We start from the raw sequence: 13,920 nt of genomic DNA on the forward strand, positions 1-13,920 counted from the left end.
GGACCATCGAAGTCAGGAAGAAAAATGATGCTGGGCCCGGCGGAAGCCCCACCAGGAAAACAGGCCGAAGCCCATGGCGATCACCAGGGCGTAGCGCAGGGCCTGGGGCCCGGCCGTCGCCTGCAGCCCATCGCTCAGGAGACCGACGGCGAAAGGCCCCAGGCCGAAACCGATCCAGGTATTGGCGAGGGCCAGCAAGCCGTTGGCCAGGGCACGCCGATCCGGCGGCACGATGAGACTCATGGCGGTGAACACCGCCGGCAACCACAGGGCACTGACAAATCCGAAAACGGCTGCGAAGGCCATGGCCTGGGGAACCGAACCGAAGTTCCAGCCCACGGGCCAGAGAAACACGGCCATGGCGCAGGGAATGCTCAAGGCCAGGCTGAGAATGGGGGCACCCAGCGTCCACCGTGGATTCCGTCTCAGCAGGGCGGCGCTGATCCCGCTGCTCATCAGGCCGCCCACCAGGGAGGTCAAGGTGCCCACGAGGGCCACCAGCATGCCCGCCTGGGCGATCGGCAGGCCATGGACGCGGACCAGGTAAGCCGGCAGCCACATGGCGTAGGCCACGGTCATGAAGGAGCCGAAACCGGAACCGATCGCCAGCCAGCGCACAGCGGGCATCGCCCACAGGCGTCCCAGGGCCGCAAGAATGGAGGGGGCGACAGGCGTGACGACGGGATTCAGGCGCCGAGGCTCGGGTACCCAGAGGGCGACCGCCAGGGCCAGCACCATGCCCGGAATGCCGACGACCCCGAAGGCCGCGCGCCAGCCATGATGGGCCGCCACCCAGCCGCCCAGCCCCAGGGCCACCAGGGTGCCCAGATAGGGGCCAGAGAGATAGATGCTCATCACCATGCCCCGCAGGCGCAGTGGGTAGTAATCGGGTACGAGGGACAGGGACGGCGGCGTCACGCCGGCCTCCGCGCCGGCTGTCAGGAGCCGCAGCAACACCAGAGTCCAGAACCCGGTGGCCCAGCCGCAGGCCCAGGTGGCGAATCCCCAGCAGAGCATGGCGAGGGCGATCAGCCAGCGGCGGTTGGCACGATCGGCCAGACGCCCCGCCGGCAGGCTCAGCAATCCGAACAGGAGGGCGAACACCACACCCGCCACCAGCCCCAGGGCACCGTCGGAAACCTGGAATTCCTGCTTGATGGGCTCCAGCAGCACCGACACCACCTGCCGCCCGGCGAAGGTGAATACGTTGGTGAGCATCAGGATGCCCAGGGCCAGGTGGCAGTGCCAGGCCGGCATGGAATGGATAGACACGAAGGCCCGCCCTCGGAAAAGGAACCGGAGGGAACTTAAAGCGTCGTGGTGGTTCTTCGCAATTCGGATTCAAGGGAAAGCCATGCCCTGGCAAGCCCATGATTCGAAAGCGACTAATCCCTATCCTGAGTTGTGTTCGGATTCGGCAGATCGACGATGGCGCGCACGATGCGGCCCAGGATGCGATCCAGTTCCGGCGTTCCCAGCAGGTCCGGACGATCCTCCACCAGGCTTGCGATCATGGCCCGGATGCCCCGGGCCAGCAGGTGGGCGGCCAGGGGCAAGTGCCCGACCCGATCGCCGACCCCGTGCTCAGCCAGAATCTGGGTCATGCCATCCACCATTTCAGCCACGCTCAGGCGCCCTTTCTCGTGCATGGCCCAGAGCTGGTAGTGGTGGGTGTAACGCCGATGAAAGTCCCCGCCAAGGGCCAGCATCTTGCGCTCCACCTGCAGGGTGCGACCGAAAATCTCATCGAGATATTCCGGCAGAGACTGGGCGCGGATCCGGGCGTATTCGGCATTGGCGACCCGTGCCTCTTGCTGCAGGAGTTCCTCGGCCAGATGGGCCAGAATGGCCTCCCGATTGGGAAAGTATTCGTAGAGGGAACCCACGCCGACGCCGGCCCGTTCTGCCACGGCGCGGGTCGTCACCGCGGTGGCACCGCCTTCCGCCAGCAGTGCCCGGGCCGCGATCAACATGCTGTCCACCGTGTGCTTGGCCCGGCGCTGGGTCGGCAAGCGGCGATGGGTCTCCAGCTTGTTGCGGGCCAATTCCGGCCCTACCTTGGCAGCCCCCGGGCTTTTTTTCCTGCGAACGGCGGAGGATGACTTCATGGGAAGGCCAGAACGCCAGGCACTAGTCGACAGCCAGGGCCCGCTCCACCAGGCGCACCCAATAACGGATGCCGACAGGAATCACGTCGTCATTGAAATCGTAATGGGGACTATGGAGCATGCAGCCACCCTCCCCCGGACCATTGCCCAGCCAGACATAGCAACCCGGCACCACCCGTGACAGATAGGAAAAGTCCTCCGCCCCCATGCTGGGCTTGAGCTGAGTGAACACCTGGTCGTGGCCCGCCACGCGCCGGGCCGCCTCGCGAGCCACCAGGGTCGGCAATTCGGCATTGACCGTGGGCGGGTAGCCCCGCTCGAAGCCCAGATCCACCCGCACCCGATAGGTGGTCTCGATGCCAGTGCAGATGCGGCCCATGCCCTCTTCCATGGCATCCTGAAGCTCCGGGCGGAAGCTGCGTACCGTGCCGCCCAGAAGGGCACTCTCGGGCAAGACGTTGTCGGCATGGCCGGCCTGGAAGCGGGTCACACTCAACACGGTGGACTCCAGGGGATCGGTATTGCGGGATACCAGGGTCTGCAGGGCCTGCACCAGGGCGCTGCCCGCCACCACCACATCCACGGCCTGATGGGGCATGGCCGCATGGCCGCCCCGGCCGGTGATCTCGATGGCGAAACGGTCGGCGGCAGCCATCACCGGCCCCTCCAGCACACCAAAGCTGCCCGCCGCCATGCCCGGCCAGTTGTGCATGCCGAACACCATGTCCATGGGAAAGCGCTCGAAGAGCCCTTCCTCCACCATCACCCGGCCGCCCCCCTCGTGTTCCTCGGCGGGCTGGAAGATGAAATAGACCGTGCCGTCGAAGCGGCCCGTGCCACCAAAGTTCACCAGGGACTCGGCCGCTCCCAGCAACATGGCGGTATGGCCGTCGTGGCCGCAGGCGTGCATCGCCCCCGGCAAACGCGAATGGTGGGGAAAGGTATTGAGTTCCGTCAGAGGCAGCGCGTCCATGTCCGCCCGCAGGCCGATGGCCCGACCACTGGAGCCGCATCTCAGCCGCGCCACCACCCCGGTACCGGCGATGCCGCGAAAGACCTCCAGACCGAGTTTTTCCAAATAAGTCGCCACCACCTCGGCGGTGCGATGTTCCTTGAAGGCCAGTTCCGGGTGGGCATGCAAATCCCGGCGCAGAGCGGCGATACGACTCACAAGATTGGGCAACAGTTCTTCCATGCTTGGGGCTCTTCTTTCTGAATTGCCACGATAATGTAGCACTCCCCCATTGTTCCCCGCCGCCATGACCGCCATTCTTCGCTCCGCCGCGCTGCGCGAACTCGAATCCCGCCATGCCAATGCCCAGCCGTCCCTGATGGAGCGGGCCGGCCAGGCCGCCGCCCGCCTGGCCCTGGCGCTCCAGGCGCCTCTGGCGGCGCCACCGCTGATCTTCGCCGGCCCCGGCAACAATGGCGGCGATGCCCTGGTGATGGCCCGCCTGCTGCGGCAGCAGGGCTTGCAGCCGGTGGTGGTATTCACCGGCGAGGAGGAGCGCCTGCCGCCCGATGCCCGCCACGCCTTCCTGGCTTGGCAACAGGCCGGCGGCGAAGTGCACAGCGAAGTGCCCCCCGGCCACTACGGCCTGGTGGTGGATGGCCTCTTCGGTATCGGTCTCTCCCGCCCCCTGGACGAGCGCTACCTGAGCTGGGTGGAGCGCATCAATGGCTACGGCGGCCCGGTGCTGGCCCTGGACTGTCCCTCGGGCCTGGACAGCGAAACCGGGCGCATCCTCGGGGCCGCCGTGCGGGCCAGTCACACGCTCAGCTTCATCGCCCTGAAGCCGGGCCTCTTGACCCTGGATGGCCCGGACTGCTGCGGCGAACTGAGCGTGGACGACCTGAGCCTGGGTCAGGACTTGGCTGCCGCATCCGGTGGCCAAAAAGTGGAACGCCCCCTCTTCGCCGCCGAACTGAAACCCCGGCCGAAGAACAGCCACAAGGGCAGCCACGGCTCGGCCGGCATCATCGGCGGCGCCCCGGGCATGGCCGGGGCAGCCCTGCTGGCGGGCCGGGCCGCACTGAAGCTGGGGGCCGGGCGGGTCTATGTGGGCATGCTGGAACGGCTCAGCGTGGACCCGATCCAGCCGGAACTGATGCTGCGCCCTGCCGAAGAAGTGCTGACGCTATCCACCGCCCTGGCCCTGGGCCCCGGACTCGGTCAATCCGGCCCGGCCCAGGAACTGCTCTACCAGGCGATTGATGTTCCCCTGCCCCTGCTGATCGACGCCGACGGGCTCAACCTGTTGGCCAAGCATCCCGTGTTGGCGGGCCGGCTGGCCCGGCGCAGCACCCCATCCCTGCTCACCCCCCACCCGGCGGAGGCCGCCCGGCTGCTGGATTGCCCCCTGGAGCAGGTGCAGCAGGATCGCGTCGCGGCGGCCCAGGAAATCGCCCGCCGCTTCAACAGCATCGCCGTGCTCAAGGGCTGCGGCAGCATCATCGCCAGCCCCGATGGTCAGTGGTTCATCAACACCACCGGCAATCCGGGCCTGGCCTCGGCCGGCAGCGGCGACGTGTTGAGCGGGATCATCGTCGCCCTGTTGGCCCAGGGCTGGCCCCCCCTGGCTGCCGCATTGGCCGGCGTGCATCTGCATGGCGCGGCGGCGGACGCACAGGCGGCGCAGCAGATCGGTCCAGTGGGCCTGACGGCGGGCGAACTGCCCGATGCTGCCCGCCAACTGTTCAACGCCTGGATGCCCGATGCCTGAACAACACCCGATGCGGGGCATCGTCCTGATGTCCGCCAGCCTGCTGCTGTTCTCCTGCCTGGACGCCATCACCAAGCACCTGCTGCAAACCTATTCCGTGCCCCTGGTGATCTGGGCCCGCTACACCGTGCACTGGCTGTTGATGCTGTTCATCCTCGGCCCTTCCATGGGCCTTCGGCTCCTGGACGCCCGACGTCCAGGCCTGATGCTGCTGCGCTCCTTGTGTCTGCTGGCAACCTCGGGCTGCGGCGTTGCCGCTTTCAGCCAGATGCCACTGGCGGAGACCTCGGCCATCATCTACATCGCTCCGGTGATGGTGGCCCTGCTGGCCGGTCCCATGCTCGGGGAAAAAGTTCATCGGCATCACTGGCTCGCCATGGGCATCGGCTTTTGCGGCATGTTGCTGATCGCCCATCCGGGCGGCCAGGTCACCCCGACGGGCATCCTGCTCGCGGTCGGCGCCGCGGCCTTCTTCAGCCTCTACCAGATACTCACCCGCAAGCTCTCCCTGACGGAAAACCTCTGGGCCCTGGTGTTCCATCCGGCCCTCACCGGCAGCCTGTTGATGAGCCTCAGCCTGCCCCTGATCTGGCCGGATACGCTGCCACCCTGGCCCGACCTGCTGCAGCTGGGTGCCATCGGCGGCATCGCCGTCCTCGGCTATGCCGTCCAGACCCGGGCCTTTCGTCATGCCCCCGTCTCCCAGTTGGTACCCCTGGGCTATTCCCAGTTGATCTGGTCCACCCTGCTGGGCTGGCTGGTCTTCAACCATCTGCCCGATGGCCCGGCCATCATAGGCATTGCCCTGATCGCCGTCGGCGGGCTGGTGGTGATCCGGTCCCAGCGCACAAAAGCCTGACCCGCTTCCGACATGGGCTAGAATCCACGCTCCCTTTCCGGAGCCAATACCTAGCATGGATTTCTCGATTCCCCTTGCCGCTGAAGTCGAACGCAATGTGCTGGCTGCTCTGGTTGAAGACATCGGCAGCGGCGACCTCACCGCCCTGCTCACGCCCAACGGCCACCCGGCGCGGGGCATCGTGATCAGCCGCGAACCTGCCGTACTTTGTGGACGGGCCTGGTTCGACGCCTGCTTCCTGCACCTGGACCCCACCGCCCGCATCGTCTGGCATGTGCGGGATGGCGAGGCGATCTCATCAGGGCAGACTCTCTGCGAGATTCACGCCAGCACCCGCGCCCTGCTCACGGCGGAACGGCCGGCCCTGAATTTCCTGCAACTGCTGTCCGGCACGGCCACGGCCACCCGCCGCCATGTGGATGCGGTAGCAGGCACCCGGGCCTGCATCGTGGATACCCGCAAGACCCTGCCTGGCCTGCGTCTGGCCCAGAAATACGCCGTGCGTTGCGGCGGCGGCACCAACCACCGTCTCGGACTCTATGACGGCATCCTGATCAAGGAAAACCACATCATGGCCGCTGGCGGCGTCAGTGCCGCCCTGGAGCAGGCCCGCGCCCTGGGACGGGGTGATGTATTCATCCAGATAGAAGTGGAAAACCTGGAACAACTGGCCGAAGCCATCGATGCCGGCGCCACGATGATCCTGTTGGACAACATGAGCCTCCAGGAAATGCACCAGGCCGTGGGCCTCACCGCCGGTCGAGCCAAGCTGGAAGCCTCGGGCGGCGTCAATCTCGACACGGTGCGCGCCATCGCCGAGACCGGCGTGGACCGCATTTCCATCGGCAGCCTGACCAAGGACGTGCGGGCCATCGACCTGTCGCTGCGCCACGTGGAATCCTAAGAATCTCTGCTAGAATGCGCCCCTCTTTCCGGAGAGGTGGATGAGCGGTTTAAGTCGCACGCCTGGAAAGCGTGTTTGGGGTAATACCCCAACGCGGGTTCGAATCCCGCCCTCTCCGCCAAAAGCATAGTAAAAAAGCGCCTCTACGGGCGCTTTTTTATTTTTTACACCATCCTTTCTACCATAAAGAATTCGGCTTGAATTTGGTCAATTCGCTAGCCGTTCAAGTCTTTTCGTCAGATTCGAGTTGGGTTTCGCGGTTGCTGTAGCCTTATCAGCACCCTCTGTCCCGTAAAACTCCTCCATCACTGCATCTCCCTCATCGGCACTCTCCTCAAACGTCCCATTGGCAAACCCTAGCCGGGCTGCCTCATCCAGGGCCTGCTGATCAAACCCCGCTTCCACCCGTGCTGCCTGGGTCTGCCGAGCCTGTGCCAAGGCTTCCTCCAGCGCCATCCCTGCTCTTACCGTGATATCCACATAGTAAATGGGTGCCCGATGGCTTTGAGTCGTGGATTTCCCTCTCAGTCGGAGCTCCAGAGGCAGGCAGGCCAGTTTGTTGCCAGAAATGGCCTTGAAGTAGTGCAGCCTCGCCGCCAGGGTGCGGATACTGTTGAACCCCGTCGTCCGAAACACAAAGCTCCCCAGGGGGTCATCATCCCCAATCACCACGTTAAGCCGCCCATAGGGCTTGCATTGCTTGCCCTCGGCTACGGGACAGGCCTCTGGTGACGGACAGGGCAAGGGCTGAATCCCGCTATCAGTTACCCGCTTGCACTGTTCTCCATTGCCGACACAGAGAGGGCGACCAGTTAGGCGGTCAAAGAAGCTGTACTCCGCTCGGAAGTTCAGATCCGGGTCGTTGAACAGCAGCCGGATCGGGATGGAGCGGATCTTTCCGCCCTGGTCCTTCCGCAACCCTTCATCCAGGGGATGGGCCACCCAACCCTCCCGGCCCTGTACTTGGCTGTTGATGGTGAATTGATCATCCTTCTCCGGCAAACGCTTACCGTTCTTCTCAACCACTTTGCCAATGGAAATCCGTCCAATGATGGGCGGAGTGATCGCCAAGCCTTTCAGCATGGTGTGTCTCCTTGATATAGACGCGACTGCCCCTCCCAATCGGGATGCCATCCGGGGCAGTCAATGAATGCCCTGATGGATGGGCGTAGGTCAGGTGTTGGAACTACAGAACGATGAAGCGGCGACTGCCCGGCTTGGAGATGCGGTACTGGGTGGCCAGTGCCGGGTGATCCTGGAGTAGCCTAGGAAGGTCAATAGTCGTCCCGTCCTTGCTCTTTTTCCAGCTCACTTCGCCGGTTTCGAATACGGCACGACTGGCATCCCCCATGGCTTGCTGGAGGGTTTGCTTGAGTTGGGCCTCGACCTTCTCCTGCTCGGCCAGGGTGGCTCGGACATTGATCCAATCAGCAAAGGTGGCCGACAAGGTCCGATCCTGCGTGAAATCCAGAGTCGTGCCCAAGTCCTGGGGGTAAAGGCAGCGCAAGGCCAGTTCCGCCGATTCACTGCCATCGGCCGGCGGTGGGGTATCGGTTTCCACGAAGTGCCAGAACGCGGCTTCCAGTCGGATCAGGGAATCGATCAGGCCTTGATCCCGGTCGATCCGATGAATTCTCAGTTCCTGACCGCAGATCAGGACGGCCACATCCGCAGCCGCCTTGCCGGTCACCGCCAACTGATGCTGGACTTGAAGCTGGACGTACTCCGGCACTCCCTCCCGCCACAGCTTGGCCCCGTTCATCCCGGCGGTTTTGCACTCCAGGAGGGAAACCTCATCGGAACCGACCACTTCCCGGTCAATATTGGCCAGCATCCAGGGCAGTTCCGGGTGACGCAGGACAGCATTGATACGTCGGACCTTGTTGCCGGTGCGCTTGCTGTAGTGACTGGCTACCACCGCTTCCAGCAAGGTGCCCCAGTACAGGGGGCTGCTGTCATCGTTCGGATCGACCTGGGGCAAGGCCTGATCCCGGCCGGTCTTGACCATCCACAGTTCCAGGGGGGAATAGTAGGGATTAAGGCCCACCGCAGCGGCAGCATCGGAACTACCGATGCCTTGCTTGCGTATCGCCAGCCACTGAACTCGGTCGAGACGCTTGGTGGAAACCAGCTGGAGGGCTGGGCGTTGGGATTGAAGCCGAGCAGTCGATTTCGACTGCTGGGGCAAAGGCATCGTGCTCATACAGGTCTCCTGACATAAAAAAGCCCGGCGAACCGAAGTTCAGCCGGGCGATTGAAGTGGCGATGTTGCCAAACGGAATCTATGGTTCTATACACCATAGATGGCTTATGGTGTAATAAGCCATATGAAGGCAAAAGAAGTGTTTCGGGTGAAGCAGTCCCACGGCAAGGGCATTGTCGAGATCGTGATTTGGCAAGTCCCGACGCCCGTCCCTCCTTCTGAGCATCCCTACAAGTACCGGCTGGTCTATGTCGTCAATGGAAAGTGGGTCGTGGGCTATGACAACGAACGAGGCAAAGGGGATCACAAGCACCTGGGAGATACCGAGCTTCCCTATGGGTTTGTCAGCCCCCAGCAATTGATGGCGGACTTCATGGCCGATGTGAAAGGAGTGGAGCAATGAGCGAACGCATCTTGAATCTCAAAGTGGGTGAGCCCCTGGAATCCACCCTGGCACGAGCGGCTGAGACGATGAGTGCCTTGGAGCGAGGGGAAACTGCTACGCCCTATTTCGGTGTGGGGTTCTCCAGCGTCGGGCAACTCTTCTCGATCTTTACCCCTAAACGCTGGGACCTGCTGGCGGCCCTTCGAGCCGGTGGCCCTATGACCATTGCCGAATTGGCCCGTCGAATCCAGCGGGACTACAAGAACGTCCATGGCGATGTCGAGAAGCTCCTGGAATGGCAAGCCATCGAGAAAGATGAGCAAGGCCGGATCGTTGCGCCGTACTCGGAAATCGTCGTGGATGTCCGCTTGCCCGAGGGACGGGCAGCCTGAGGAGAGGACCTGCCCCATCCCTAACCGGGTGGGGTAGGTCCATTCTCACCTACGCCGCCAATTTCATCGCTTCCCGCAGGGCCTTGTCCTTGAGACTGGCCCCGACGCCGAACCAGGCAGAGTCCAGCCGGCTATCCTGACTTCGGGATCGGCGACGATGATCCACATACTCCGTGACAGCATTGACCAGGCCCCAGGCCGTGCCAGAGGCTGACGCCAAGTCGCTGCCGATCCCGTTGCCCTCGTAGAGGTTCTGCACCAGTTGCAATCCTTTCTGGTTGGGCTGCTCTCCCAGGGGTAAGGCAGGATCGCCCAGGACATTGACCAGGAAGTTCATGGCTTCGAATTTGTGTACCTTCCGTTCAGACAGGGCCTTGATGGCATCCATGAACGTGTCCCAGGAGGACAGCCCCAGGCCAAGCTCCCGCTTCACAGCCACAGGGTCGAAAGTGGTCGAGTGAGGCACCTTGATGGCGCCAGAACACTCCCCTACGGCCATTTGCAGGGTGTTGTTGCAGACCACTCGAACCGAGGTGAATTGGGCGGTCGTGGCTAGAGTGCCGTCACAACTGGTAGCCAGGAGGAGATAGGCTTTGACCTTGTCTCCGCCCTTGAGGACGGTCTCCTGGCCGGTGCGGGCCAGTGCCCAGAGTTTCTTACCGCCCTTGAGCACCCCAGCCGTTTCCAGTTCAAAACCACCCGCAGAGACCAAATCCCGGTAGAACTCCAGGACTTCAGCGGGTTGGACCACCTTGTAGCGGTTGGAGACGACGGAGAGCGGTGCATGGGTGTCACTGCGGAACAGAACGCGGGTTTCGGGGTTACTCTTGAGATGGAGACCATCTCCGCCAGAAACGGAGTAGAGCACCTCGGTGTCATGGATATGCCAGTCCATGCCGGCTTGCTTGAGCCAGACGTTCAGGGGTTGCTTGGGGGCCAGATGATTGCCCAGACCATGCCAGGGTGTGGCCTGGACGTAGGCCATGGATTCGACTTCGTGTGCCATGGGAGATTTCCTTTCAGATGGGATAGACGTGACGAGGCCGCTGAGAACGTCCAGCAGAGGGTCAAGTCAGGGGGATTACAGGGAGGTTCGGCAGGAACCGTGGGGGAATCGCGGGAGGATCAGGGCGTCAGTGATCACTGAAGGTGAAACCGCAATGGAGGCACTGGTAGTTGTCCAGCACCTTGTTGTCGATCATTTCACCCAGCTTGGCGCCAGCGATACCACCCGTGGCTGCACCGATCAGGCCGCCCAGGATGGCCCCGGCGAGGCTGCCCAGGGCAATGCCGACCGGGCCAGCAACTATGCCGACGGTGCCGCCAACTTCTGCGCCGCTAACGGCTCCGGCGACACCGCTGACGGCACCCCCGGTACTGCCCACCAGACCGCCCACGTTACGGGCGATGTTGCGCGGGACGACCTGGGGTGAAGAGCAGTTGGGGCAATATTGAGGACGTGAGGGTTCTTCAGATGCCTCGATGATTTCGTACATGAATGGACTCCTTTTGGTGGATGGGGAAGTGAACAGCAAAAGGCCTGCCGGTGAGGGCAGGCCAGTGAGGAAATGAGAAAACTAGGGGTGTTTCAGAGGTGAGCCAGGAATTGGGCTATCCATGCCCGACTCAAGAGGGGGATATGTGACTGTCCTTCAACCCAATTGAGGTGCTTGAGATCCGGTCGCCAGGGCGGCATCCCTCAGCAACTTGAGTAAATTTTTTTTGCAGATTGTCGTAACCCGTCGATTAACAGACTCACCGCCAAATTATCTAGCGCTTTAGGGCAGTGAAGCAGCGCGATTGGACGTTGCCACTGATAGATGCTGGAATCAATACACCTCAGCATTTCATTTTCGAGCTCATTCTCAACAAGCTGAACTGGGAGAATTGTCAGATAGGGATTGGAAAACAGCATTGTTTTGCAAAATTCAAGCGATGAGGTAGTAATTTCAACCGATGGAACATCAAAACCATTCTCAATAAAAGCTGTGCGCCACTCATCTTGCACAGTACCCAAGTGATGTCCGAGTACCCATGAACTCACAGCAAGCTCTCTCAGTGAAATCCCCTGTCGTTTCGAGAAATCATGGTGAGATCCTGCAATGACGCAATATGTTTCCATGCCAAGAACGTGACGGACCAGCCCTTGATCTGGGGCCTCCCCATTATCGAGTCCGACAAAAATATCTAAATCACCTCGCAGCAAGGCTTCAATCGCTGTGTGATGTACTGCGGAAATGACGTCGACACTCAGGGAAACGGAATTCCGCTTCATCGACAGCAAAGTTTCCGATACGAGTTGAATCGAGGCTGTTGGCCCCGCCCCCAGTTTGATTTTGTAGTGATCTGAAGACAACTCCTGTGCTAACGCCAACTCGAGTTGGGAGACTTCTTCAACGATTGTCCGGGCATGTCGCAGCATCAGTCTGCCAAGGGGAGTTGGAATAACTTTCCGTGCGCCACGTTCGAGAATTCGAGCACCAACTGCGGACTCCAGGCTGCGAATCAACTGGCTGACCGCTTGCTGTGAAATGCCGAGTCTTGCGGCCCCGCGCGAGAAGTTACCTGACTCAACCACGACAACAAAGCATCGTAGTTGGCGAAACTCGATGGCACCGGAATTTAGCTTGGTAACGGGGCTCACAATTTGGCGTTGTGGTTTGAAAGGTTGCCTTGTTGGTAAGAGCACGCGACGTACAACGATACTCGGGGCTCAACATAACTGAGGAGATACCTGATGGCAAGTATTCAATCTATTCAAAAATGGGACGATTCCGCAGACCTCGTTATAGCGGGGTATGGTTTGGCGGGGGCCTGTGCAGCGATTGAAGCCAGGGACCGCGACCCTGGCATGGACATCCTCATCATTGAGAAAATGCCGGAACGCTACGCTGGCGGAAATAGTCGTGCTTCCGGGCAATCATTGCTCATTTCAAAGAATGCAAACGCATTGATTGAATACCAAAAAGCAATGAGCCGCCCCAACCCAATTCCTGACGATATGCTCGAACAATGGGCTGATCGCATGGTCAATTTGGAGCCATGGATTCAAGCCCGGGCACATGAGGCCGGCGCGGAATACTTGCATGGTACAGGTTTTACCGATAGGGCTGCGGTCTTGGAATTCCCTGAATTTGGCGCTGCTGAAGCGGTGGCGCATACCGCAACTATTCTGCCATTGCCGAGTGGGGTTTGGTTGGCCTTTAAAGCCAATGTTGATAAGCGGAATATACGTACCAGTTTCGAGACCAAGCTGATTGACCTGATCCAAGACCCTGATACTTTAGAGGTTTTCGGGGTGGTGGTCGAAAAGAATGGGCAACGCCTGAATATCAAAGCCAAACGGAGCACAGTAATGTGTACCGGCGGCTTTGAGAATAATCTTGACATGCAAAGGAACTACTTCGGACTGTCAAAGGCGTTCCCGCTGGGAACACCAGGAAATACAGGTGATGGCATCAAGATTCTCCAAAAGGCCGGTGCCGATATGTGGCACCTGCGAAATCAGGGGCAGTCTGGCGGGATCTGGCCTGGCTTTACATTCCCAGGCCATACCACTGTATTCCTAAGACAACTTTTCTTCCAAACCTTCAGTTGGATCGATATTGCGGGTGATGGACGTCGCTTCGTCAATGAAACTGCAGAGCTCCAGCTCACGCATTACAAGGAAAAAGTACGAGGCGAATGGATAGACACCCCTCACCATCGAGTCGGCACAATGCATATGATTTTTGATGACATTACGCGTGCTAATAACAACCTTGTTACATCTGTAATGACTTGGAACACCGCCGTCGAGAACTATGAATGGAGCGATGACAACACCAAGGAAATGGCCAAAGGCTGGATTGTCAGCGCAAATACCATCGAAGAACTTGCCACCAAGCTGGGGCGTGATCCCTCGGTAGTAATTGACACCGTGAATCGATACAACGCATCATGTGAGCGTGGAATTGATGAAGAATTTGATCGCAATCCAGGTACATTACAGCCCATTCAGCATGGGCCTTTCCATGCCATTGAGATTGTTCCAGCAATTGTTTGCACCGGTGGCGGAGCACGACGCAATATTGACTCCGAGGTATTAGATCACGATGGAAAACCGATTCCCCGACTTTATGAAGCTGGCGAATTGGGATCCATGTTTTCCAATCTCTATCAGAATGGCTCTTATCTAACGGAGGCGATGATTTCAGGTAGAGCAGCTGGTGCAGGCGCTGTTAGCCTCGTACCATGGGATAAGTGAGGGCATGATGAGAGTATCAACTCCAGCCATGAAACTCGATGTCAGGATTGACAAAGCCAAACGACAAGATGGCAACTTAGTAATGATTGGCGTCGCGGGA

The 13,920-nt window shown here is 60.7% G+C and carries 14 protein-coding genes and 1 tRNA gene; 7 read left to right on the forward strand and 8 right to left on the reverse strand.

Annotation, left to right across the window (positions count from 1 at the left end; all coding sequences use genetic code 11):
* Nucleotides 1-12: 12 nt before the first annotated feature.
* From DENOEST_RS11215 to DENOEST_RS11225, 3 genes are all read right to left on the reverse strand, one after another.
* Nucleotides 13-1,272 carry a spinster family MFS transporter gene (locus DENOEST_RS11215; RefSeq protein ID WP_145771372.1) on the reverse strand — a complete coding sequence of 420 codons (1,260 nt, stop codon included), beginning with the start codon at nt 1,270-1,272 and terminating at the stop codon, nt 13-15.
* 113 nt (nt 1,273-1,385) lie between these two features.
* The gene (locus tag DENOEST_RS11220; protein ID WP_145771373.1) at nt 1,386-2,108 is read right to left on the reverse strand and encodes a TetR/AcrR family transcriptional regulator; all 723 of its coding nucleotides are present in this window, start codon (nt 2,106-2,108) and stop codon (nt 1,386-1,388) included.
* A 22-nt stretch (nt 2,109-2,130) separates the two neighbouring features.
* The gene (locus DENOEST_RS11225) at nt 2,131-3,303 is read right to left on the reverse strand and encodes a M20 aminoacylase family protein (RefSeq protein ID WP_145771374.1); all 1,173 of its coding nucleotides are present in this window, start codon (nt 3,301-3,303) and stop codon (nt 2,131-2,133) included.
* A gap of 64 nt (nt 3,304-3,367) precedes the next feature.
* Between DENOEST_RS11225 and DENOEST_RS11230 the strand changes: the two genes are divergently transcribed.
* The 4 genes from DENOEST_RS11230 to DENOEST_RS11245 all read left to right on the forward strand — a co-directional run bounded on the left by DENOEST_RS11230 (nt 3,368) and on the right by DENOEST_RS11245 (nt 6,715).
* Nucleotides 3,368-4,831: an NAD(P)H-hydrate dehydratase gene (locus DENOEST_RS11230; protein ID WP_145771375.1), complete on the forward strand. Its 1,464-nt coding sequence runs from the start codon at nt 3,368-3,370 to the stop codon at nt 4,829-4,831.
* Entirely contained in the window at nt 4,824-5,690 is an 867-nt protein-coding gene (locus DENOEST_RS11235; protein ID WP_197970588.1) for a DMT family transporter, read from the forward strand. The genes DENOEST_RS11230 and DENOEST_RS11235 overlap by 8 nt, the downstream gene beginning before the upstream one ends.
* Nucleotides 5,691-5,745: 55 nt before the next feature.
* Nucleotides 5,746-6,594: a carboxylating nicotinate-nucleotide diphosphorylase gene (nadC, locus tag DENOEST_RS11240; protein ID WP_145771376.1), complete on the forward strand. Its 849-nt coding sequence runs from the start codon at nt 5,746-5,748 to the stop codon at nt 6,592-6,594.
* Nucleotides 6,595-6,624: 30 nt separating this feature from the next.
* Nucleotides 6,625-6,715 (forward strand) — tRNA-Ser (locus tag DENOEST_RS11245).
* A gap of 86 nt (nt 6,716-6,801) precedes the next feature.
* Here the strand turns inward: DENOEST_RS11245 and DENOEST_RS11250 are convergent.
* Together DENOEST_RS11250 and DENOEST_RS11255 are read right to left on the reverse strand one after the other, a co-directional pair.
* Complete coding sequence (locus tag DENOEST_RS11250; RefSeq protein WP_145771377.1) at nt 6,802-7,677, reverse strand: recombination directionality factor; 876 nt, start codon at nt 7,675-7,677, stop codon at nt 6,802-6,804.
* Between the two features lie 103 nt (nt 7,678-7,780).
* On the reverse strand, nt 7,781-8,797 hold the full coding sequence (locus tag DENOEST_RS11255; RefSeq protein WP_232096495.1) for a YqaJ viral recombinase family nuclease: 1,017 nt from the start codon (nt 8,795-8,797) through the stop codon (nt 7,781-7,783).
* Nucleotides 8,798-8,921: 124 nt separating this feature from the next.
* Here DENOEST_RS11255 and DENOEST_RS11260 point away from each other — a divergent pair, with 124 nt between their 5' ends.
* The gene (locus tag DENOEST_RS11260; protein ID WP_145771378.1) at nt 8,922-9,200 is read left to right on the forward strand and encodes a toxin-antitoxin system TumE family protein; all 279 of its coding nucleotides are present in this window, start codon (nt 8,922-8,924) and stop codon (nt 9,198-9,200) included.
* A complete protein-coding gene (locus DENOEST_RS11265) occupies nt 9,197-9,574 on the forward strand; it encodes an HVO_A0114 family putative DNA-binding protein (protein WP_145771379.1) in 378 nt (125 codons plus the stop codon). The genes DENOEST_RS11260 and DENOEST_RS11265 overlap by 4 nt, the downstream gene beginning before the upstream one ends.
* Before the next feature lie 49 nt (nt 9,575-9,623).
* Here DENOEST_RS11265 and DENOEST_RS11270 read toward each other — a convergent pair whose 3' ends face one another.
* The 3 genes from DENOEST_RS11270 to DENOEST_RS11280 all read right to left on the reverse strand — a co-directional run bounded on the left by DENOEST_RS11270 (nt 9,624) and on the right by DENOEST_RS11280 (nt 12,218).
* Nucleotides 9,624-10,580 (reverse strand): DUF932 domain-containing protein, encoded by a 957-nt coding sequence (locus DENOEST_RS11270; RefSeq protein WP_145771380.1) that lies wholly within the window; start codon nt 10,578-10,580, stop codon nt 9,624-9,626.
* A 127-nt stretch (nt 10,581-10,707) separates the two neighbouring features.
* The gene (locus DENOEST_RS11275) at nt 10,708-11,070 is read right to left on the reverse strand and encodes a hypothetical protein (protein WP_145771381.1); all 363 of its coding nucleotides are present in this window, start codon (nt 11,068-11,070) and stop codon (nt 10,708-10,710) included.
* A gap of 203 nt (nt 11,071-11,273) precedes the next feature.
* Nucleotides 11,274-12,218 carry a LysR family transcriptional regulator gene (locus tag DENOEST_RS11280; protein WP_145771382.1) on the reverse strand — a complete coding sequence of 315 codons (945 nt, stop codon included), beginning with the start codon at nt 12,216-12,218 and terminating at the stop codon, nt 11,274-11,276.
* 93 nt (nt 12,219-12,311) lie between these two features.
* Between DENOEST_RS11280 and DENOEST_RS11285 the strand changes: the two genes are divergently transcribed.
* Nucleotides 12,312-13,820, forward strand: a complete 1,509-nt coding sequence (locus tag DENOEST_RS11285; protein ID WP_145771383.1) for an FAD-dependent oxidoreductase — start codon at nt 12,312-12,314, stop codon at nt 13,818-13,820.
* The last annotated feature ends 100 nt before the right edge of the window (nt 13,821-13,920 follow it).

The sequence above is a fragment of the Denitratisoma oestradiolicum genome, from assembly GCF_902813185.1.
Taxonomy (GTDB): domain Bacteria; phylum Pseudomonadota; class Gammaproteobacteria; order Burkholderiales; family Rhodocyclaceae; genus Denitratisoma; species Denitratisoma oestradiolicum.